Annotated in this window: 19 protein-coding genes; 8 read left to right on the top strand and 11 right to left on the bottom strand. The window is 41.4% G+C overall.

Features of this window, described 5'->3' with window-relative positions; translation table 11 throughout:
* Nucleotides 1–456 carry a RidA family protein gene (locus tag J4E76_RS15855; protein WP_208505766.1) on the top strand — a complete coding sequence of 152 codons (456 nt, stop codon included), beginning with the start codon at nt 1–3 and terminating at the stop codon, nt 454–456.
* A 168-nt stretch (nt 457–624) separates the two neighbouring features.
* On the opposite strand, the gene purE is transcribed toward J4E76_RS15855, so the two are convergent.
* The 3 genes from purE to J4E76_RS15870 all read right to left on the bottom strand — a co-directional run bounded on the left by purE (nt 625) and on the right by J4E76_RS15870 (nt 4139).
* Nucleotides 625–1131: a 5-(carboxyamino)imidazole ribonucleotide mutase gene (gene purE, locus J4E76_RS15860; RefSeq protein ID WP_208505767.1), complete on the bottom strand. Its 507-nt coding sequence runs from the start codon at nt 1129–1131 to the stop codon at nt 625–627.
* Nucleotides 1128–2264 carry a 5-(carboxyamino)imidazole ribonucleotide synthase gene (locus tag J4E76_RS15865; RefSeq protein WP_208505821.1) on the bottom strand — a complete coding sequence of 379 codons (1137 nt, stop codon included), beginning with the start codon at nt 2262–2264 and terminating at the stop codon, nt 1128–1130. The genes purE and J4E76_RS15865 overlap by 4 nt, the downstream gene beginning before the upstream one ends.
* Before the next feature lie 75 nt (nt 2265–2339).
* Nucleotides 2340–4139: a DNA mismatch repair protein MutS gene (locus tag J4E76_RS15870; protein ID WP_208505768.1), complete on the bottom strand. Its 1800-nt coding sequence runs from the start codon at nt 4137–4139 to the stop codon at nt 2340–2342.
* Between the two features lie 135 nt (nt 4140–4274).
* Between J4E76_RS15870 and J4E76_RS15875 the strand changes: the two genes are divergently transcribed.
* Genes J4E76_RS15875 through J4E76_RS15885 form a run of 3 tightly spaced genes read left to right on the top strand, consistent with a single transcriptional unit; the run spans nt 4275 to nt 7386 of the window.
* Complete coding sequence (locus tag J4E76_RS15875; protein WP_208505769.1) at nt 4275–4847, top strand: RNA polymerase sigma-70 factor; 573 nt, start codon at nt 4275–4277, stop codon at nt 4845–4847.
* Nucleotides 4848–4897: 50 nt separating this feature from the next.
* Nucleotides 4898–5905 carry a FecR family protein gene (locus J4E76_RS15880; RefSeq protein WP_208505770.1) on the top strand — a complete coding sequence of 336 codons (1008 nt, stop codon included), beginning with the start codon at nt 4898–4900 and terminating at the stop codon, nt 5903–5905.
* An 8-nt stretch (nt 5906–5913) separates the two neighbouring features.
* Nucleotides 5914–7386 (top strand): carboxypeptidase-like regulatory domain-containing protein, encoded by a 1473-nt coding sequence (locus tag J4E76_RS15885; protein ID WP_208505771.1) that lies wholly within the window; start codon nt 5914–5916, stop codon nt 7384–7386.
* On the opposite strand, the gene feoB is transcribed toward J4E76_RS15885, so the two are convergent.
* The 3 genes from feoB to J4E76_RS15900 form a co-directional block, all read right to left on the bottom strand.
* Entirely contained in the window at nt 7383–9512 is a 2130-nt protein-coding gene (feoB, locus tag J4E76_RS15890; protein WP_370592815.1) for a ferrous iron transport protein B, read from the bottom strand. The two genes, J4E76_RS15885 and feoB, sit on opposite strands and share 4 nt — an antisense overlap.
* Entirely contained in the window at nt 9499–9723 is a 225-nt protein-coding gene (locus J4E76_RS15895; RefSeq protein ID WP_208505772.1) for a FeoA family protein, read from the bottom strand. The genes feoB and J4E76_RS15895 overlap by 14 nt, the downstream gene beginning before the upstream one ends.
* 65 nt (nt 9724–9788) lie before the next feature.
* Nucleotides 9789–11120 carry an HTTM domain-containing protein gene (locus J4E76_RS15900; protein ID WP_236017503.1) on the bottom strand — a complete coding sequence of 444 codons (1332 nt, stop codon included), beginning with the start codon at nt 11118–11120 and terminating at the stop codon, nt 9789–9791.
* 45 nt (nt 11121–11165) lie between these two features.
* On the opposite strand from J4E76_RS15900, the gene J4E76_RS15905 reads away from it, so the two are divergent.
* Entirely contained in the window at nt 11166–11327 is a 162-nt protein-coding gene (locus J4E76_RS15905; RefSeq protein ID WP_208505773.1) for a hypothetical protein, read from the top strand.
* On the opposite strand, the gene J4E76_RS15910 is transcribed toward J4E76_RS15905, so the two are convergent.
* Both J4E76_RS15910 and J4E76_RS15915 read right to left on the bottom strand, forming a co-directional pair.
* On the bottom strand, nt 11328–13763 hold the full coding sequence (locus tag J4E76_RS15910) for a bifunctional UDP-N-acetylmuramoyl-tripeptide:D-alanyl-D-alanine ligase/alanine racemase (RefSeq protein ID WP_236017504.1): 2436 nt from the start codon (nt 13761–13763) through the stop codon (nt 11328–11330).
* A gap of 10 nt (nt 13764–13773) precedes the next feature.
* On the bottom strand, nt 13774–14112 hold the full coding sequence (locus J4E76_RS15915) for a tRNA-binding protein (protein ID WP_208505775.1): 339 nt from the start codon (nt 14110–14112) through the stop codon (nt 13774–13776).
* Between the two features lie 109 nt (nt 14113–14221).
* On the opposite strand from J4E76_RS15915, the gene J4E76_RS15920 reads away from it, so the two are divergent.
* Both J4E76_RS15920 and J4E76_RS15925 read left to right on the top strand, forming a co-directional pair.
* A complete protein-coding gene (locus J4E76_RS15920) occupies nt 14222–14587 on the top strand; it encodes a hypothetical protein (RefSeq protein WP_208505776.1) in 366 nt (121 codons plus the stop codon).
* A 70-nt stretch (nt 14588–14657) separates the two neighbouring features.
* A complete protein-coding gene (locus tag J4E76_RS15925) occupies nt 14658–17045 on the top strand; it encodes a TonB-dependent receptor domain-containing protein (RefSeq protein ID WP_208505777.1) in 2388 nt (795 codons plus the stop codon).
* Between the two features lie 4 nt (nt 17046–17049).
* Here the strand turns inward: J4E76_RS15925 and J4E76_RS15930 are convergent, their stop codons facing one another.
* From J4E76_RS15930 to J4E76_RS15940, 3 genes are all read right to left on the bottom strand, one after another.
* Nucleotides 17050–17772 (bottom strand): HisA/HisF-related TIM barrel protein, encoded by a 723-nt coding sequence (locus J4E76_RS15930; protein ID WP_208505778.1) that lies wholly within the window; start codon nt 17770–17772, stop codon nt 17050–17052.
* A 139-nt stretch (nt 17773–17911) separates the two neighbouring features.
* The gene (locus J4E76_RS15935; RefSeq protein ID WP_208505779.1) at nt 17912–18616 is read right to left on the bottom strand and encodes a response regulator transcription factor; all 705 of its coding nucleotides are present in this window, start codon (nt 18614–18616) and stop codon (nt 17912–17914) included.
* On the bottom strand, nt 18609–20180 hold the full coding sequence (locus J4E76_RS15940; RefSeq protein WP_208505780.1) for a cell wall metabolism sensor histidine kinase WalK: 1572 nt from the start codon (nt 20178–20180) through the stop codon (nt 18609–18611). Before J4E76_RS15940 ends, J4E76_RS15935 begins: the two co-directional genes overlap by 8 nt.
* A 131-nt stretch (nt 20181–20311) precedes the next feature.
* Between J4E76_RS15940 and J4E76_RS15945 the strand changes: the two genes are divergently transcribed.
* Entirely contained in the window at nt 20312–21310 is a 999-nt protein-coding gene (locus J4E76_RS15945; protein WP_208505781.1) for a T9SS type A sorting domain-containing protein, read from the top strand.
* Nucleotides 21311–21341: the final 31 nt, after the last annotated feature.

Consider the following 21341-nt stretch of genomic DNA (forward strand, 5'->3'; position numbering starts at 1 on the left):
ATGAATATTCAATCAAAACTAGAAGCATTGGGTCTTACCCTGCCTGAAATTTCAACGCCTGGGGGCAATTATCTCTCGGTCAATGTCAGAGGTAATATTGCCTATGTAGCCATCCAATTTCCAATTCTTAATGAACAATACTTCTACCAAGGTAAACTCGGAGAAGAATTGACTACTGAGGACGGATATAAAGCGATGCAAATGTGTGCGACAAATGTTGTGGCGCAAATCAATCGAAAGCTTGGTTTTGAAAATATCCTTGGGTTGAATCATATAGACGCCTATTATCGAGGAGCAGCCGATTGGGATGATTCACCTAAAGTAGTAAATGGTGCCTCTGACCTTTTTGTAAATGTACTTGGGGAGAAGGGGCTTCATTCTAGGTCAATATTTGGAGTTCAGGACTTACCCAGAGAGTTTTCAGTGGGCCTTAAGAGTAGTTTTACACTTATTTAGTCCAGGCTATTTACTTTTGGTGGAATTGTATTGACCCTTGTGGTTCTCAATCTAGCGCCCACTTGAAGTGAGTGCTGAACTTGATTTTATCCGTCCGACCGCTTCAAGCGGTCAGATGGGGTAGCTTTGTTCTCTAATACTTCGGAATGACTAAGTGATGGAGGCTGTTTAAGCCTTCCAGCCGTTTTCGGCCACTTGATGTATGCTGCTTTCGACTTTTAATCTCATCTCAGCTTTGTACTGTTGAAGGTTTTCAGCGATAGTATCATCAAAACTTCCAATAATCTGTGCTGCTAGAATGCCGGCATTCTTAGCACCATCTAGGGCAACAGTTGCCACTGGTACACCACCCGGCATTTGCAGAATCGATAGAACAGAGTCCCAGCCATCAATAGAGTTGCTCGATTTAACGGGAACACCAATAACAGGTAGTGTCGTGAGTGAGGCCACCATACCCGGAAGGTGGGCTGCTCCGCCAGCGCCAGCAATGATTGCTTTTAGTCCCTTGCTTCGTGCATTCTGAGCGTATTCAAACATGCGCTCTGGGGTGCGATGGGCAGAGACAATTGTCAACTCAAATTCTACACCTAACTCTTCTAAAACGTTGGCTGCTTGACGCATTACAGGTAAGTCAGATTGACTTCCCATGATAATTCCTACAACTGGCTGGCTCATGCTTTTACTTTTAGTTGTGATTTCACGAAGTTAACTTTTTCCTTCAACCGATCCGTATCTGTGTCTGTAATGGTAATATGGCCCATCTTGCGGAAAGGTTTGGTTAATTTCTTGCCATAGAGGTGAACATGTACTCCATCGGTTCTCAAAACCTCGTCCATCCCTTCGTAAATGGCCTCCCCTGTAAAATCGGCCTCTCCCAGTACATTGAGCATAGCTGATGGAAGTACCAAATCGGTATCACCCAGAGGCCAGTTCAAGATGGCTCTTAAATGCTGCTCAAATTGCGATGTTACATTCCCCTCGATGGATTGATGACCACTATTGTGAGTCCGAGGGGCGATCTCGTTGACAAGAAGTTTCCCGTCTTTGGTCAAAAACATTTCAATCGCTAAAAGCCCGACCATATCGAGCTTTTGGATTAAGTCTTTTGCCAATGCTTGAGCTTCTTCTTCCGCCTTAGCATCTATCTCTGCAGGAGAGAAGAGGTACTCCACCAGATTGTGCTCTGGGTGAAAGACCATTTCTACTGTTGGGAATGTAGTGATATCTCCAGTTTCGTTCCTGGCAACGATTACCGAAAGCTCCTTGTCATAGTCAACAAGTTTTTCGATGAAGCCATGCGCTTCGAATGCCCTGTCCATTGCCTCTTCGTCTTTGACCATCTGTACACCACGGCCGTCATAGCCACCTGTGGCAAGTTTATTCACAAATGGAAGGAAGTCCTTGTGGTTTGCAACTTCGGCCTTACCACTCACTTCAATGAATTCAGAAGTCGGAATTCCGTGCTTTTGATAGAATTGCTTCTGATGTAGCTTATTCTGAATCAATTCAATGATATGCGGTTGAGGAAACACCTTTTTTCCTTCTGATGCCAATTGCGCAAGGGCCTTGGTATTGACGTTCTCGATTTCAATAGTAATCAATTCCTTGTCCTTACCGAAGTTATAGACCGCATCATAATCCGTCAGTGCACCTACTTGAAAGCTTGTCGCAATGTTTTTGCAGGGTGCATTGGCATCTGGGTCAATGACATGAATATCTAGGTTAAAATCTATGGCTGACTGGATCATCATGCGGCCAAGCTGACCGCCACCGAGTACACCAATTTTCAGGTTAGGATCGAATGACATAGGGTAAGGCAATGAAAGGCCAAAGTTAATTAAATATGGCAAAGTTATCGCTGGCGATAAGTCTCCTTATTTGACTCAATCAGGAATTTGAATTCCCATCTTTTGCATCAGCTTAGTGGCATTGAAACTCTTGCAAATCCCCGGGGTTAAAGTATAATCAAACTTGATTTCATCACCGATAATCTCACTGTTGAAACTATAGTTCTTAACGCCTTTTAATTCATTGGTGATATTACCTAACTCTATATCATGAGTAGATACGAAGCCAAAAGCATATGCCAGATTCAGTTGCTTGATTAATGCCAATGCCCCTTTGTGACGATCCTCAGAGTTGGTTCCTTTTAGTACCTCATCAATCATAAAGAGCACAGGTGTTTCATCATTGATGGAAGCCAAGAGTTGCTTTAATCTTTTCAATTCAGCGTAGAAGGACGACACATTTTCTTCGAGATCGTCCTGACTTCTCATACTTGTAAATATCCTGAGATCGCTCACGGTCATTGTCTTTGCGCAAACTGGTGCACCCATTAGACCTAATGTACAGTTTACACCGACTGTTCTTAGGAAGGTACTCTTTCCACTCATGTTAGAACCAGTGATAAGGCATATGCCTCCTTGGCCATGAAACTCGAAGTTATTGATTACTCTATTCTGAGCATTGATCAATGGATGGCCAAGACCTTCGGCTTTAATATCGAAATGCTCTTCACTAATTGTCGGGTAAGAAAAATCGGGGTTTGAATAAGCAAAACCAGCAATGCTGATCAGAACGTCAAGTTCTCCAATCGTTTGGAACCACTTTTCAATGTCTGCCTGATTTTCGCGTTTCCAGGCATTGACCCTGATGTACCAATAGACATCCAATAGCAAAAGCACATCGAAAATGATATAGAGTAAGTTAGACCGGTTCTGCAAGTTGTCTAGTACCAGCTGAAGCTCCTTGATGATTTTGGAGGCTTTGACATTACCATGCTCAACGGTTTCTTTCAGTGCTTTCAATTGACGGCTCTTGAAGTCTGCCTTTTCGATCATGTCGATATGAAAGCGCAAGGAATTAAGTGACTTATAACCCTGCTCTGTCTTTTTGCTAATGTCCTGAACTTTATTGAACAGTCCAGCAAGTACACCAAGGTTGATAAAAGCAAGTAATATAGGGACGCCAGACTGCAAGTAGCCCATGCTACTGATAATGATGGTGCCGATTGTGGCTAAGGGCAAAACGGCCAGTGCCACTTTGTAAAAAGCAGTGTTTTTGACTTTTGAGTCTTCTCTGAGCCAATTGAGCAAGGGCTGATGATCGATTTCAGCGCCATAACCCACCATGCCATAAGCCTGGAATTGTTGTCTAAATTCGATGTCTGGGGTAAGTTCTTTGACACTTTCTTGGCGACTTAGAATGTCAATGGTTGACCCTCGGTTGCTCAGCCAATTGGCCAATACCTTTTCACCAATGAAGGTTGAGGTGCGGTTGATGAGCTGAAAAAGAGAATGTTTTCCAAAGACGTCCAGGTCTTCATGATATGGGTGAATGGCTTGATAGTATTTTCTTCCTTCGTCCAGTCCATTAAAGTCGTTATGCAGTCTTTTGACCTCATGAGAGTTAATCTCTTCCAAAGCCTTTGACTGTTTCATCTTAAAGCGTAATACAGAATGCCTTTTCAGTAGTACTAGATAAATAATGAACGCAATTATGAGAACAGCACCTGCAGCCTCACCATTTTTATTGTTCACAAGGGAGACAATACTGACTACTGAGAATACGAACAGAGCTACCCGCACCCACGATAAAGAAGTGTAATTGCTCTTTGCTTCGGAGGCCTCTTTTTGAAAATCAGCTTGTCTTTTTTCGAAAGTACTTTGAATGGAATTTTTCAATAAATATGAGGTTTACTCCATGTGCATACGGATAAATCCACAGATGGATTTTAAGGTGCGCTAAGCTAGTAAAATGATACATGCTTTCTATTTAGAATTTCTTTATATCTTGGGCTTTTACTGAAAATTCTGTCTGTGGCAATAGAAGAGAGTGAGTTGCTAGAAGCCTTCGCCAATGGTGATAATGCGGCTTTCGAGAAACTTTTTAATATGTATTACGAGCCTGCCTGCAGGTATGTCATTCGAATCATTCGAGACAGTGATACTACAGAAGAGATTGTGCAAGCCACATTTGTGAACTTATGGGAGAAACGAGCAATGATTCGTTCTGACATAAGTTTTAAGTCCTATGTCTTTCGAGCGGCCTATAATACAGCCTTGAATTATATCAAGCACCGAAAGGTTGTATCTACTTACGTGTCTAAAAAACAAGACCGTATTGTGGAAATACAGCGAGAGTTTGTAAGTCACCAACCCGATTTCGAGCTTCAAAAAAGGATTAAGGACGCATTGAATGATTTACCTCCGCAGTGTCAGCGGGTTTTCAGGCTTAGCCGTGAGGAAGGACTAAAGTACCATGAGATTGCTGAAGAGCTGGGAATCTCCAAAAAAACCGTTGAAGTACACATGGGGAAGGCATTAAAGTTGTTGAGAGCTAGTTTAAAGGATTATTTAGTCTTTTTTCTGCCGATTATCACATTGATGTAGGGGTGTCTATGGGGTTGGTTGTTAAGTTTGTGAATAGAAAAAAATAGGTGATGGAAGAGCTAATGGCCGGTTATTTGGCCAATGAGTTAAGCGAAGAAGAGAGAGCAGAGTTTGAGAAACAACTCGTTGAAAGCGAGGAGTTAAGAATCGAACTTGAAGATTATCTCAATTTATGGACTGAAGGTTCTCAGTCTGATGATATGTCTTTTGACAAATCACAGGCTTGGAATGCCGTTGCCCAAGAGATAAAGCCACAGACTAGGATAGTTCCAATAGAACGCAGACCAAAATATACATTCTTAAAAATTGCCGCGACTTTGTTGATAGTACTGACAGCAGGATATTTCTTGTCTGAAAGCGGTAGAAATGGAGTCAATGATCTAATCGGTATTTCTTCACTGACTGAAGTAACAACGGGTTCCGAAATGAAGGAAGTTGTATTGCCTGATGGTTCTACGGTAAAATTGAACGCAAACTCTACACTGGCTTATGCCAAAGGTTTTGGCGAATCTCATAGAAATATCACATTGAGTGGAGGTGCTAACTTTGATGTCCAAAGAAATGAATCTCTGCCATTCGTAATCGAGGCCAATAATGGTCAAGTAGAAGTGCTAGGTACTAGCTTTGATGTTAAGGCTTATGATGGAAAAGACATTGAATTAAATGTTACAGAAGGAACCGTTAAGTTCTCTTCCGTAAATGACGAACTTCAGCCTGAAATAGTGAATGCAGGTGAGATGGCAATGCTTTCTGCTGATGGTAGTGATATTAAGCGAGGTACAGTCGCTGACCAGAATTATGCTGCTTGGTGGACTCGTAAACTTGTTTTTGAGAATGCATCTTTTGAGAAAGTGATCAAAAACCTTGAAGAGACATATTGGGTAGAAATTGATTTTAGTGAAGAGCTACGCAATTGCCAATTAACGGCCAATTATGAGAATCAGTCGCTGGATGAGGTGCTAAAGTTAGTACAAGACACATTCGTTAACAGCCAATTAAAAGTCATTCGCAGCAAAGAAAATCAGATAAAATTAGAAGGAAAGGCATGCGCTAATTAAATTGGTGCATGGTCAGGAGCTTTCTAGTTTCTATTCTATTCCTATCATTCTATCAACTTTCGGCACAAGATCCCAGTGAATCTGCGCTGGATGATGTCATTTCTATACAATTCAATAACGTTTCAATAGTATCCTCACTCAGGCAATTAGATAGGCTGTCAGGAGTGAATTTCTCCTATAACAGTAATATCATTCCGAGAGATGTCAAGATAGCTAAGGCCTATAGAGACGCACCAATCAGAACAATTCTTACTGAAATCCTTTCAGAAGCCAATCTGTACTTTCGCGAAGTAGGGTCTACAGTGATCATACTGAAAAGGATTTATAGTGAACGCAAGGTTACCGGACAAGTCGTTGATATTAAGACGAGAGCACCGCTCCACTATGTCAATGTTTTTATTGAAAGAAGTACGTTAGGAGCTGCCACCGATTCTGAGGGAAACTTTGAAATTGATGATATCCCAGACATTGGGTTCAATCTGGTGGTCTCTTATGTAGGCTATAAAACGAAGGTAATCCCCTTTAACTACAAGCATGATGTTGAGAACTCCAAGTACATTATTGAAATGGAGATTGATCCAGTGGTACTCGAGAGTATTCAGGTTTTTGGAAAGGCACCTAAGCGGTTTAAAAGGGCTGATAGGCAACTACTGAAGCGTTTTCGGAGGGAATTCTTGGGTAGATCTAATAATGCAAAGCAATGTCGTATCGTAAATCCTGAAGTCTTGAATTTCGAATACCTCGATGATAATGATAACTATAGGGTTACCGCTGATGATATTCTCTATGTAGAAAACCGAGCTTTGGGTTATCGAATTGGTTATTTGCTCGAAGAGTTTCGTTTTCAGAACGGTTTAAAATTGAATATTGGAAGTGCCAAATTCCAAGAGTTAGAAACTAAATCCAGGAAGAAGTACCAAAAATGGGAGATGGAGCGCGAGAGAGCATATAATGGGTCCGCTCAACACTTTCTGAACGCGATGATTAATAATTCACTAGAAGAGCAGGGCTTCGAGCTCAATTTGGTACAATATGACTCTGTGACATCAGAGTATACCACACCACTTAATCCGCCTCCCGCTAATGAGATACTTACTTTAGAAAAAACCGATAAGGAGTATTTATATACACTACATGCCACCTCGGATGTAGAGGTTACTTATAAAGGAGAATATGAAGCAAGCGCCTATAAAAAGCTCTATCGTAGCACCTCAAAAAGTGGTAACTATAAGTACACCGATAAAAAAGTAAGAACCTCCATTTCACTAACCGATGGACAAAGTTTGTCTAGCTACCAGGTTTTCGGGCTTGATGTCACGGATGTGGACCTTTTTCAGAAATCGATCATTTTCTTTATTAACTACGATACCCCTGTTGGGTACCCAGGTCAATTCAAGAACCCAAGGGATGTGCTTTTTGGTGGATGGTGGCGATGGGGAGCCTTCTCAGATTGGTTGCCGCTTAATTATAAGCCGGACTAAGAGAAAATATTATAGGTAAGCAAGGCAGAAAGGTAAGCTACTGCCGTCATGTATACAACTTGGATCAAAGGCCACTTCCAGCCCTTTGTTTCTCTATATACGACTGCCACAGTACTCATGCATTGCATGGCAAAGGCATAGAACACCATTAGTGAAAACCCAAGCGCCATGGTATACATTGGTTTTCCGGTTTTCGGATTAATCTCTTTGCTCAGCTTCTCTTTGATGGTTAGCTCATCGTCTTCATCTGCCCCTATACTGTAGATGGTAGACATGGTGCCTACAAATACTTCTCGCGCAGCGAAAGAGGTGATGAGGGCAATACCAATCTTCCAATCATAGCCTAAAGGCTCAATGGCTGGTTCTATCACCTTACCAAACGATCCCGCAAGGGAGTGTTCAAGTTTGTATGCATTTAAGGCAATGTTATATTCCTCTTCGGAGGCATTGGTCGGAAGCTCTTGCCTCACATTGGATTCCGCATTTTTAAAATTATCGCTGAAGCCATAGGAAGCCAGTACCCATAGTAAAATGGAAATCGCGATGATTACTTTTCCTGCTTCTACCACAAAGGTTTTGGACTTTTCGAAAATGGTCAAACCTACGTTTTTCCATTGTGGTACTTTATAACCAGGAAGCTCCATTATGAAGTAGCCTTTGTGCTTGGTCTTCAGGATAAACTTCATGGCCCATGCCGATAGGATTGCTGCGAAAAAGCCGAGTAAATAAAGTGCTGTCAACACCAAGCCTTTCAAATTGAATAGACCGAAGACATAATCATCCGGAACCACCAAAGCGATCAGAAGGGTATAAACAGGAAGTCGAGCCGAGCAGCTCATAAATGGTGTAACAAAGATGGTGATCAACCTATCTTTCCAGTTGTCAATATTTCTCGTTGCCATGATGGCAGGAATCGCACAAGCCATCCCTGAAACTAATGGGACGACACTTTTACCATTCAATCCAAAATTTCGCATTACACGGTCCATTAGGAAGACCGCTCTGGACATATAGCCCGATTCTTCGAGCAGTGATATGAAGCCAAAAAGGATTGCAATTTGTGGAATGAAGACAAGCACCCCAGCGAGTCCAGCAATGATGCCATCGGTCACTAAATCGTTGACTACTCCTTCAGGTAGTGCTCCTTTTACCCAATCGCTAAAACCTGCAAGACCAGCTTCAATCAGGTCCATCGGCCCCTCAGCCCATGCAAAAATTGATTGAAAGATGAGCATTAGCAGAGATAGGAAAATGACATAGCCAAATACCTTGTGGGTAGTGATTCTATCTATCCGCTGAGAAAGTGTGGCCTTATTGCCTTCGGTGGATTGCTTGATGTTACGATCTACGATATCAGAGATTAATGCATATCGGCCAAGTGTTTCTTGGGATTGGGTAGGTACATCATAGAAGCCATTCTCTTTTTTAATGGTTTCAATTCTTTCTTTTTCCGACTCTGGAAGAAACTTTAAACGTACATTTTGCTGGGCATATTGGTAGGCTCGGTAGTCCTCATCTAAGCTAAACTCACTTTTGATGTCCTCAATAGTCTTCTCCGCAAGACCTTTGACTTGATAAAACGGCTTTTTGGATTTGACTAACGGCTGGGCGAGTACATTTTTCAAGACCTCTACTCCAGCACCAGTATGGGAGTTGGTTGGTATAATTTTTACTCCCAGGTCGATCGAGAGTCCCCTCAAGTCAATCTTTAGTTGCCTTCTTTCTGCCACGTCCATCATATTGAGTACCAGCACCATCGGCATGTTGAGGTCTCGAATTTGCGTGAATAGGAGCAAGTTTCTTTTTAAGTTGGAGGCATCTGCAACCACAATGACCATGTCAGGGTGTTGATCATGGTCTGCATCTAATAAAACCTCTTGGACGATTTGCTCATCGAGCGTCTTTGGGTAGATGCTATAGGTACCCGGAAGGTCAATCAGTTCAGCTTGTTTGCCATCTGGCAGCTTCATCCTACCCGACTTTTTATCAACCGTTACTCCAGGGAAATTCCCAGTCTTTTGTTTCAGGCCAGTGAGTAGATTGAATAGCGTAGATTTTCCGGAATTTGGATTGCCTACAAGCGCTATTTTCAAATCGTTCTTGATAGACATCTTAAACTTCTTCAAGCAGAATACTCGAAGCTTCTATTTTTCGAAGTGAGAGTTGGTAGCCGGCAACTTCAATGGCTATTGGGTCACCAAAAGGAGCAATAAGTTCAAGAGAAACCTCAGTCCCAGGGAGGCAACCCATTTCCATCAATTTTACTGAGAGTACTTCGTCAGTAAAACCTTTAATAATCCCTTTTTCGTGGATTCTGAGGTGGGTTAGATTTCTCAATCTTTATTTAGATTAATTATAAAGAGCGCAATTTAGCAGCCAAGTTTGGCTTTACAAAGTGATAGTTATTTTTTGTCTGGACTCAATATCCAATCGGAATGTTTTAATGACTGCCATTTTACTTGTGTCAGATCAGTCTGGCTATCAATTAGCCTTACCGTTGGTTGATTGTTCAAGCGAGTAAAGGCATCTACTCTCACTTCGACATCGCCTAAACCTTCATTTTTATAGTGTCGATTAAGGTACTGAGCAAACTGCCAGATCATATCGGGTTTTCCCACTATAGCACTGGATTGCTTTCTGGTGAGAAACTCGCTAGGCCTTACTGTCCAGGTAGAATCGAGCGTGGTGGATTTAATGTTAAAAGTTGAATTTCCTGACTTGTAACGAAGCATCATTCGCCATGCCAGCCTATGGCCTTCTTCTGTATAGAAGACATCTCCTTTGTACAAGTGATGTCTTAATGGCAAGTAGAGCTGTAAGATGAAGTAGCATAGAAAAGCGAATGCGATTGAAAGTCTCCTAACAGTAATATGTGGTATGGCGAGTGTTTGATAATTGATAATCGGCTTCTTCTTGAAGAAAATCCTTCGAACCAACTCTGGTTCAAAGAAAAAGACTGTGAGCCCAATCATCAAATAAGGAAAGATGCCAATTTGGAAAACAATGGAATTGAAAAGATGAAAGAAGATAGAGCTTATGAAAGCTGGAATTCGTGTTTTTCTATAGAGTAGGAAGTAGACAATCAATCCATCGAAGGCTATGCCCCCTATAACGACAGCCTTCTGTAGCCAAGGTTCTTGCAGCAGACTGCCGATCAGCCAATAGTCACTTTTGCCCAAAAAATTCATGGCGATGAATTCTCCTTCCAGCCAACCAGGATAAAGTTTGTGTATGGCCGCAAAGGAGTAAACGATCCACATCTGCAGTATGAAAATGTTGAGGCACCAACGAGGGCAGGTTGTAGAAACCACTGCATTTTTCCTCTTCGCATCAAATGATGCATAGGCATGTGCGGGCAGAATGAGCATGAAAATGCAAAGGAGTATTAAGAAGTAGTAGTGGTTATTGTATGCCGATTTTTGCATCCAATAAACGAGTGTCCATAAAATAGTAAAACCGGCAATTCCTATCCGATAATAGAAGCCAAGCATAACCATTAATCCACAAATGGCCATTGCAGCAAAGTGAATGTACATGCCATAGCCGTCTGGTGCTTGAAGCCATTCAAAGCCGATTATGGTAAAATTAAATTCGGGTTCTATGAGAACTGTTCTCACCCATCCGGTTAAAATGGCACCGAAGCTTTCCGCGAAGAGAAGGAAGCCAAAAATGATTCTGAAAAGAATCAATGGTGCGTTATCTACAGGCTGAAACTGTTTTCTTATCCAGATCAAATCGCTCAATTTGAATCAATTCATCTAATTTACAGTTATAAAACCATGCCCGAAAAGAAAAAGAAACCAATTGGAAGTCCCAAAGCTGAGAAGGCTGTGAAAGCTGAAAAAACTAAGGATTCAGATTTTAGTGATCAAGATGATTTTGACTTTGGAGGCTTTCCCAAAGATGTTTCTTTGAAGAAAAACATTGGTTGTGGGGGCTAACTATTCCGAGTAGAAAACTCTTTTAACTCGATTGCTGACGTTGGTCAGAACCTCATAAGGGATGGTGTCACCCCATTTAGCAAGTTGACTTACGGTAGGATCGCTACCAAAAATAACTACTTCATCTCCTACTTCCACAGACAAACCAGTGACGTCAATCATAGTCATGTCCATACAGATGTTTCCGATAGTCTTTGCCTTTTGACCATTTACGCTAACATAAGCTGCCCCATTGCCGAAATACCTTAGATAGCCATCCGCATAACCAATAGCTATGGTGGCAATAGCCATATCGTTGATCGCTTTTCCTCTTCGTCCATAGCCAATGGTCTCTCCAGCTTTTACGGTTCTAAGTTGTGAGATCACAGTCTTGAGCGTTGACGTGTTTTGGAGCTTGTCGGCATGAAGATCACTTACCTCTATACCGTGTAGGCCAATGCCCAGTCTCACCATATTTTCCTGATCGGCATTATGACGAATGATCCCCCCGGAGTTTAGTATATGCCTTATAGGTTGATAATCAAGAGCACTCTCAATCTGGTCTGCATATTGACGGAACTGTGTAATCTGCTCTTTTGTAAAACTCTCATGGGCTTTTTCCTCCGATGCAGCAAGATGTGAAAAAACGCTCTCTATCCGGATGTGTGGATTATTGTGAATTCTTTCAATCAAGGGATTAAGATCGGTTTCGTTGAAGCCCAAGCGATTCATTCCTGTATTGAGAATCAGATGGGCCGGCAAAATCTTATTGGCAAATTGGTATGCTTGGAGAAATGCCTCCAATTGTTCGAGGCTATATATTTCGGGTTCCAGGTTATATTGAATCAACTTGTATGGATCGTCCATCGAGGCATTCATTACCATGATGGGCAGTTTAATCCCATCTTGCCTAAGCATAACTCCTTCATCGGCATATGCAACAGCCAGATAATCCACTTTGTGAAACTCTAGGAGTTTGCTGATTTCGGAACTACCAGCCCCATAAGCCAAGGCTTTAACGACCACCATCACTTTGGTCTCTGGTTTGAGAAGAGACTTATAGTAGTTCAAATTATGCGTTACCGCATCGAGATTGATTTCAAGGACCGTTTTATGACCCTTGTCGGCTAACAGCTTAGAAATTCTCTCAAAAGCGAACTGACGAGCTCCCTTTATTAGGATCAACTCATTCTGAAAAGATTGTTTAGAAAGAGAAGCAAGGAAGCTCTCGGTGTTGTCATAGAATTTACTCTCAAGACTAAAATGTTTCTTGTGTGCTGACAACTCCGGTCCAATGGCAATTAGCTTATCTATGCCCTTTTGTAAGAGCAGTTGATTCAGTTCTGCGTAGAATTCGTTGGTAGACTTATTTTGAACGAAATCCGATAGAATAACTGACCTTTTAGCCAATTGCTGTTGTTGATCCATAAAGTCAAGGGCCTTAGTTAGGCCTGCCAGATCATTATTATAAGTATCGTCAATCAGATACGTATTGTTAACACCCCGCTTTAACTCAAGTCTCATTTTGATCGGACTGATCATGGCGATGCCTACTTGGATTTGAGCGGGTGTCAGTCCTAAATGAAGAGCACATACTATGCTATGTATCAAGTTCTCCAACGAAGCTTCATCTGTGAACTCTGATTGGAAAGTGTAGTGATCGCCCTTGAATAAAACTTTGATGTTTTTAGGACTACTTGCCTCTACCTTCACAAGGGAGTCGATGTCTGGCTCGGTTGACCAGCTTATCTTACTTCCTTTATAATCCTTATTAATTACTTCAGAGAGTTCGCTATGATCTGCTCGAAAGACCAAGGACTCACTCTTCTCAAATAGCTTTAGCTTTTCTTCGATCTTTTCCTTTTGTGAGCCAAAGTGCTCATCATGAGCCGTACCAATATTGGTGAATATGCCTGTGCTTGGCTCAATCACTTTGGCCAAGTTTTCCATTTCACCGGGCATAGATATGCCGGCTTCAAAAACAGCTAGATCATGGTGTGTCGATAAAGGCCATACCGATAAGGGAACTCCTACTTGCGAGTTATAACTCTTCGGGCTTTTTAGGACATCAAGGTTATTTGATAAGATGGTAGACAGCCATTCTTTCACTATCGTCTTACCATTGCTACCGGTTATCCCAATGACCTCCTTTTTAAACTGAATTCTTTTCGCATGTGCAATTTTTTGAAGAGCTGCGATGGATGAGTTTACCTTGAGAATGTTACAATCAGGAATTGGTCTTACACCCTCTTCAACTATGAAGTTTCGAGTGCCTTTTTTTGCCAGCTCATTAATAAATTGATGACCATCATGATTAGGACCTTTAATGGCTATGAATAGTTCATTCGATGAGCCTTTAGCTGATCTACTGTCAACCGACAGATCAAAAATGTCTGAGTTGGACCCTTCGCTCCATGTGGAAGCTTCAACAATTTTTGCTATCTCTCCAATCTTCAAATCAAAAAAGTTAAAAGAGTTTGGCTCCATTGGGAACAGGAGCATCAACTGTTGAAAGAACTACATCTCCATTCTTATCAGGAAAGCCTGTAATGAGGATTTCAGACATTAGTTTTCCGATCTGCTTGGGTGGAAAATTAGTGACACAAATCACCTGTTTTCCTACCAATTCATCGATTTGATAGTGTTTGGTTACTTGGGCACTCGATTTTTTAATTCCTATTGATGGACCTAAATCCACATGTATAATATAAGCAGGATGGCGTGCTTCGGGGTATTCTTCAGCTTTGATTATGGTGCCAATATTCAGTGAAACCTGTTCAAAATCTTGCCATGTGATTGTGCTCATAAATGCCTTTGGAAAGAAGTTTATCGATAATTACCAAACAAAATTATTGGCTTGGCGTTAAGCTAGTTACAAAATTTTGTTATTTTTATGGCCCTTTAAAGAGTAAACTATGCTGAAAAAGGTCACAGTATTGGTAGTAACTTGTTTTATTGGATTGTGTTTCACCAACGTTGCAGCTTATGCACAGGAAGGTGGAGAAGAAGATCCAGAGGAAGAAGTAGTAGTAAGGTCAGACTCTTCAAACACAGAGGTTTTGTTGGAAGAAGGTAAGCCTGAACCCACAACTAATGATGTATTCAAGATACCATCAGAGGATTCTCCGAGTGCATCTAAGCCAATAGTGATTGAAGGTATAGCGCCAAAAACAATTCCCGCACCTGTTAATTCCGAAAAGAAAGTAAAAGATGGTAAATCGGATGTTTCCTTTAATATCTTCTATTACCTTTTCTACAAGTTTAAGCAAGTAGACGGTTAATTCTCTTTCCTAACTTCCCGTTCGTAATTATTACTTGCAATGCTGTTGCAAAAAGATATACTTTTGCTCCATGATTAGGGGTTACCTCTTGAGTTTTCTTGTTTTTGTTCTTATCACCGACTTCGCTGTTGCCCAGACAGGCTGTGCGTATGATATTAAGGGAAAGGTGATTTCTGCAGAGGATGGGAAAGCGATATCCTTTGCCACCATCGAGGTTGTTACAGAAAACAATAGACAGGCTTTAGCTAGTAAATCAGACGGTACTTTCGAGATGCTTGGCATTTGCCAAAAAGAAGTTTCGATACTTGTCAGGTTTATTGGTTTTCAGGATTTCGAACAGAAGTATGTCCTTAATAGTGGTCTTAATACCATTGAGATCCGACTGCTTGTAGATGTGAAAAACCTTGGTGAGGTTACAATTGAAGATGAAAAAGTGGCTGAAATTGTCACCATTCAACGGAGCGAGATTAATGCCGAAGCATTGAACCGATCTGCCGGAGCTTCTCTTGGTGAAGCACTAACGGAAATCACAGGTGTGAATATGTTGCAGACTGGGCCCACAATTGCAAAACCAGTAATTCATGGCTTGCATAGCAATCGTATACTCATATTGAACAATGGTATTCGTCAGGAGGGACAGCAATGGGGGCAAGAGCATGCTCCTGAAATTGATCCCTTTGTCGCTAACAATTTAAGACTTATCAAGGGGGCCGCAGCCGTTAAATATGGTTCGGATGCCATTGGTGGGGTTATCCTTGTCAACCCTGCTGAACTACCTAATAGCCCGTCATTTTCAGGAAAAGTAAATTTATTAGGAGCCTCAAATAGCAGACTCTATGCCTCTTCGGCTCTTTTTGAAGGAGGTATTAATGGATTGGATGGCTTCGGCTGGCGTGTACAAGGAACATTCAAAAAAGGGGGAGATGCACAAGCAGCAGATTACAGACTCACCAACACTGGGACTGAGGAGCAAAACTTTTCACTAGGTTTCGGCTATCACAAAGACAACTTGGGTCTTGAGGTATTTTATAGCAGTTTCAATGCTGAGCTTGGAGTACTTAGAAGTGCTCATATCGGGAACCTTACGGATTTAGCGATTGCCATAGATAGTGATCGACCGCTATTTATTGAAGACTTCAGTTACGACATTAATAACCCATTTCAGGATGTTAAGCATCAGTTGTTAAAGGCCAATGGTCATATTGAATTGAAAGACCTGGGTGATTTTTCTATCCAGTATGGTCTTCAGAATAATGTGCGAAAGGAGTTTGACATTAGAAGAGCTGGCAGATCAACTATCCCTGCCCTTTCATTGGATTTAGTGACTCATACACTTGACGTTGATCTTGATATGAGCGCTAAGGGTAATTGGAAATGGGACGTTGGGGCAAGCTTCTTGTTTCAGGTTAACCAGAACGACCCGGAAACTGGAATCAGACCATTGATTCCTGATTTTGAGAACTGGACGGCCGGTGCTCACCTTATTGGACGGTTCATCAAAACGAAATACGAACTTGAGTTTGGTGTCAGGTATGATCATAGGCACTACCTAGTCAAACGATTCGATCAAAACAACGTGCTTCAAAAGCCAGAGTTTGATTTTGACAATGTCACAGGCTCCGTAGGGGCAGTCTTCTTTTTATCAGATGACTGGACCTTCAGATCCAATTTAGGAACTGCATGGAGGGCACCACACGTCAATGAGTTATATAGTGAAGGCCTTCATCATGGTGCGGCAGCGATTGAAGAAGGGAACGCTGACCTGAAATCGGAAAGGTCACTTAAATGGATTAACAGCTTAGAAAAGTATACAGATCGCTTCAGTGTGAGTGTTTCGGCCTACTATAACCTGATTACGGACTACATATATCTAAGGCCTGAGAGTGTTGAATTAACCATCCGTGGAGCCTTCCCAGTATTTAGATATCAACAAACAGATGCCCTAATTTATGGTGTGGATACTGATCTGGAGTATAGGTTTTCGGACCAATTAGAGGCTACTGCCAAACTATCTTTGATTAGGGCAAAAGATAGAGATTTAAATAGTCCACTCATCAATATCCCATCTAGTCAATTAGAAGGGGCATTAGTTTACAATTTTATAGAGGGTAGGCTTGCAAAGCCATTTGTTTCTGCTGGCTTCAGAGCTGTGAGTCGTCAGGGTAACGCCCCAAGAGTGGTTTCAATTTCGGAGGTACTGGATGCCAATAATAACGATCTAGACTTGTTCGCCAATGACCCCTCAATTTTTGACTTTGTCGCTCCACCGGAAGGATATGTCAACTTTAATCTAAGTGGAGGCTTCGACTTGAAGTTTCGAAATGAAAACAGTTTGAACGTCTTTATGTCGGTAGACAATTTGTTCAATAATAGTTATCGAGACTATCTAAACCGATTTAGATACTATGCAGATGATTTGGGAAGAAATGTAAGTATTAAATTAAGCTATACTTTCTAATCAACTACTTCACAAGGGCTTCAATGTCCTTGAGCGTGAGATTGCCTTCATAGTAAGCACGACCAAAGATTACGCCTTTCACACCAATATCTTCAAGCCTTTTGATGTCGTCAACGGATCTTACACCGCCACTGGCTAGGAAGAATATGTGAGGGAATTTTTCAACAAGTCTTTCGTACAGTTCGAAATTCGGGCCTTCTTGAATACCATCTTTGTCGACATCCGAGCATTTCACGTACTTGATGCCACGCATGTAGAAATAGTCTATATGATCATCAAGCTCGGTTCTCGTATTTTTTTGCCATCCTCTAATGGCAATTTTACCCTTCTTAGAGTCAGCGCCTAATGTAATTTTCTCGCGACCATAAGAGAGCATCCAGGAAGAGAATAGTTCTTTCCTATCTACTGCAATAGAAGCAGCTGTAATTGAAGTAGCCCCATACTCATAGGCTTTGCTAATGTCTCCATCAGTGGAGATACCCCCACTAAAATCAATTTTCAAATTCGTATATCCGGCAATGGACTCAAGAATGTGGTAGTTGATTGGGCTTCCTTTGAGGGCACCATCAAGGTCAACGATATGAATCTTTTCAATCCCATACTCTTCAAACTGTCTGGCAATATCCACAGGACTGTTTTTATAGACTTTCTCACTCTTATAGTCTCCTTGCTTGAGCCTAGTAAGCTTGCCATCAATAATAGATATAGAGGGTATTATTTGAATCATAAGTATTGCCAGAAAAATGAAAGGGGTTAAACTAGTAAAATTTAAGATTCCGAGCTGAGTGTCGGGTTTAAATTTTTGTTATAACCGAAGCTTATGAAAATACAAAAACTTAATGAGCTTCCCAAAAAAGCCCTCGATGTTATTCTGGCTGAGCGTTGGTGATTAGCTTAAAGCCCGAACCATGTAAGGTCATGATTTGAACAGTAGGATCCACTTTAAGGTGCTTGCGCAATTTGGCAATATAGACGTCCATACTTCTGGCATTGAAATAACTGTCATCTCTCCAGATCATTTTCAGAGCTGTTGAGCGATCCAAAGGCTGATTGACATGTAAACACAGTAACCTTAACAGTTCAGACTCCTTCGAAGTCAATTTTGTCTGATTGCCGTTTTCAAGAAGTAATTGCTTGTCATAGTCAAAATGGAAGGACCCAAAATCAAAATCTTTTTGATCGGAAAACTGTGGATTCTTCTCCCCAGTTCTCCTGAGAATGGCTTGAATCCTGAGTAAAAGTTCTTCCATGCTGAAGGGCTTCGTGATATAGTCGTCCGCACCTATTTTGAAACCTTCGATGGTATCTTCCTTCATAGATTTTGCCGTCAGAAACATGATGGGTGTAACCGAATCGTTCCGTCTAATTTCCTTGGCCATGGAGAAACCATCTTTTTTTGGCAGCATAATATCGAAAAGACATAAGTCAAAAGGCTCGCTTTTAAAAGCATTTAGCCCCTCTTCTCCATCGCGACAGAGTCGCGTTTCGTACCCTTTCAATGATAAGTATTCGTTCAAAATCTGACCCAAGTTCGGATCATCTTCTACCAGTAATAATTTGAAACTAGCCATAGTTAAAGGGTAAGTAGATTTTAAATGTGCTTCCTTGTCCAACTTCACTTTTCACATTGATGGTGCCCTGGTGCATTTCCACAATGTCTTTTACGTATGATAAGCCCAATCCAAAACCCTTCACGTCATGGACGTTGCCAGTGGAAACTCGGTAAAACTTATCGAATATTTTTTCAATTGACTCCTTGGACATGCCAATTCCTTTGTCAGAAATCTTGAGGATTATTCCTGTGGATATATTGTCTGTCCGGATGTGAATTTCAGGAGCATCTGGAGAGTATTTGTTGGCATTGTCGAGAAGGTTGTAGATAATGTTAGTAAGGTGTACCTTATCTGCTTCAAGCATGGCGTCAGAAGCAGATAATTGACTTGTAATTTGCCCTCCTTTCTTTTCTACTTGGATATTGATGTTAACCAATGCCTTTTCAATGATTTCATGGAGATTTGTTGACTCGAACTTCAACTTGAAATCCTTCTTATCGAGACTAGCAATCTGGAGTACTTTCTCCACTTGCATGCCCAGTCTCTTGTTTTCATCTCTGATCACCTGAACGTAACGGTCTACAATCGCCTTGTTACTCTTGATATCATCATCTTGCAAAGCCTCGGTGGCAAGAGAAACGGTAGCAATGGGGGTTTTGAATTCATGCGTCATATTATTGACGAAGTCATTCTTTATTTCTGATAACTTCTTTTGTCTTAATATGACCATGATGGCATAGGCAAAACAGGCTATGACAATGATTAATAGAAGACCTGAGGCTGAAAGAGGAACCAATGCCTGACGCATCAAAAACTTTTTCTGACCTGGGAAGTCAATGGCCAAGTAAAATTCTTTCTGGTTTAGATCCGTAGGGAAAAGGTTTACCATTAGCTCAGATTTCTTCAAGGCTTCTTTATCACTCTTGTTCTCGATAATTGAAAGCTTAATATCATCAGTGGGCCGATGTATGATGCCATAGTTATAGGGTATATCAACCCCTCTGTTTGTGAGTTCTTCTGAAAGGAGCGTATCTAAAACATCAGGGTTAACTCTTGAAAAGAGGTTGTTGCTACCTAAGAGGTGGTTGAACCAACTTTCTTTCATTAGTTCTACCCGTCTATTCATTTGACGTTCCATATCAATCTGCCTAGCTGGAGAATTACCAAATTGACTTGAGTTAAAGCCACCTTGCTGCATTATTGACTCAAAGCCAAATTCAAAAACAACTTGACCAGTGGTCTCGTCAACCAATTGAAAGGAACCTTTCATGAACTCTTCCGAAGGAGCGATTTCTCCCTGAGGCATGGCCTCTCGATTGCTAACCAAAGTACCCATGGTGTCAATCACATTTCTTCTCGGTCCGGGGCGAGTGTTTGAAGCCATTCCCCGTTGCAGAAAACTAATGTCGTTTTCTATGGCTAATCTTTGGGTCACCTCATTAAGTGCCTCATTTACATTTTGGCTGAATCGCTCTTTGTTTACCTTGTTTACCTCGGTAATCCAATAGTACTGAAAGGCCACCAACCCAAGTAGGGCGCAGCTCAGTAAACCTATCAACCAACGAATTCGCACACGGCTCATGCCCAAAAGTACTCTAAATAACTACCTAGAGATGCATGGTTAACAATTATTAACATCGTTTAACCACCCTTTAACATCCTTTTGCAGTACTTCTAACTAAGTTTGAATCAGTACTTTAAAAGATGTCAAATATGAATTGGTCAAAACAACTAAAAAAAGCAATTACTCCACTCGGGTTGGCACTCGTCCTTACTTTGGGAGTGCTCCACAGTGCTAGTGCACAGGATGAAAATATCAAGGAGAGCCAGTCTGTCTCAATTTCCAATACCGAGGATGGCAAAGTCAAACTGAAGGTTATTATTAAGAAGGGTAATGACGAAACAACCTTCGAAAAGACCTATGATTCACATGATGAGATGAAGAATGATCCGGATTTGGAGAAATACGGAATCAATGTCGACTCATTTGGATTTGGAAGAGGGTTTGGGGGTCAGCCTAAGTTCTTTTTCCACAATGGCCCAGGCAAAAGCTTCTGGGATCACGATGACTTCGATATGGATATTGACTCACTAAGAAGTAGTATTAGAGGGATGATGCGCGGGTTTGGACCAGGGTCATTCTCTTTCGGTTTTAATGATGACGATACTTTTGATATGGACTCGCTGATGCAGCGTTTCAGTTTCGGAAATAACAATGGGCGATTTTCTTTCAATGGAGAAGAAATTGAGGATTTAGATTCCTTAAGAGCCGCTTTGAAAGACAAGTTTGGCAATATGATGTTCGACTTTGATTTTGGAGATGATGATGCTTTCAGCTCATTTAGTTTTGGAGGGGATGATGATGATGTGAGGGTGATTTCCAGGGTCAAAGTTTTCGTTAGGTCAGCGAGAGATGAAGACAAAGAAGCTGCGGGTACAGACGAAATGGAGGGCTTGGAGTTGAGAGATATAAATTTCTACCCAAATCCGAGTGATGGCAGGTTTGATGTAGAACTTGAAACGGGAAATGATTCGGCTATTCAAATATCAATTATTGATCCAGAGGGCAATGAAGTTTACAATCGAACAGGAACACCTAGGGATGGCAGATACGATTTTCGTGTTGACCTTAGCGATGAGCGCAAGGGAATCTACATCATGAAAGTAGTTCAAAACAACAAGGCCCTGACTAAGAGGGTGATTATAGAATAATATTATTACTTTCATTTTGGTTGAGGAGAGG

It is taken from the genome of Roseivirga sp. E12, assembly GCF_017592825.1.
GTDB lineage: Bacteria > Bacteroidota > Bacteroidia > Cytophagales > Cyclobacteriaceae > Roseivirga.

What these genes read in the sequence shown, in the direction of transcription:
- J4E76_RS15855 (WP_208505766.1), top strand. Translation starts at nt 1, where the DNA reads ATGAATATTCAATCAAAACTAGAAGCATTGGGTCTTACCCTGCCTGAA.
- purE (WP_208505767.1), bottom strand. Translation starts at nt 1,131, where the DNA reads ATGAGCCAGCCAGTTGTAGGAATTATCATGGGAAGTCAATCTGACTTA.
- J4E76_RS15865 (WP_208505821.1), bottom strand. Translation starts at nt 2,264, where the DNA reads ATGTCATTCGATCCTAACCTGAAAATTGGTGTACTCGGTGGCGGTCAG.
- J4E76_RS15880 (WP_208505770.1), top strand. Translation starts at nt 4,898, where the DNA reads ATGGAAGAGCTAATGGCCGGTTATTTGGCCAATGAGTTAAGCGAAGAA.
- J4E76_RS15885 (WP_208505771.1), top strand. Translation starts at nt 5,914, where the DNA reads ATGGTCAGGAGCTTTCTAGTTTCTATTCTATTCCTATCATTCTATCAA.
- J4E76_RS15905 (WP_208505773.1), top strand. Translation starts at nt 11,166, where the DNA reads ATGCCCGAAAAGAAAAAGAAACCAATTGGAAGTCCCAAAGCTGAGAAG.
- J4E76_RS15915 (WP_208505775.1), bottom strand. Translation starts at nt 14,112, where the DNA reads ATGAGCACAATCACATGGCAAGATTTTGAACAGGTTTCACTGAATATT.
- J4E76_RS15920 (WP_208505776.1), top strand. Translation starts at nt 14,222, where the DNA reads ATGCTGAAAAAGGTCACAGTATTGGTAGTAACTTGTTTTATTGGATTG.
- J4E76_RS15925 (WP_208505777.1), top strand. Translation starts at nt 14,658, where the DNA reads ATGATTAGGGGTTACCTCTTGAGTTTTCTTGTTTTTGTTCTTATCACC.
- J4E76_RS15930 (WP_208505778.1), bottom strand. Translation starts at nt 17,772, where the DNA reads ATGATTCAAATAATACCCTCTATATCTATTATTGATGGCAAGCTTACT.
- J4E76_RS15935 (WP_208505779.1), bottom strand. Translation starts at nt 18,616, where the DNA reads ATGGCTAGTTTCAAATTATTACTGGTAGAAGATGATCCGAACTTGGGT.
- J4E76_RS15940 (WP_208505780.1), bottom strand. Translation starts at nt 20,180, where the DNA reads ATGAGCCGTGTGCGAATTCGTTGGTTGATAGGTTTACTGAGCTGCGCC.
- J4E76_RS15945 (WP_208505781.1), top strand. Translation starts at nt 20,312, where the DNA reads ATGAATTGGTCAAAACAACTAAAAAAAGCAATTACTCCACTCGGGTTG.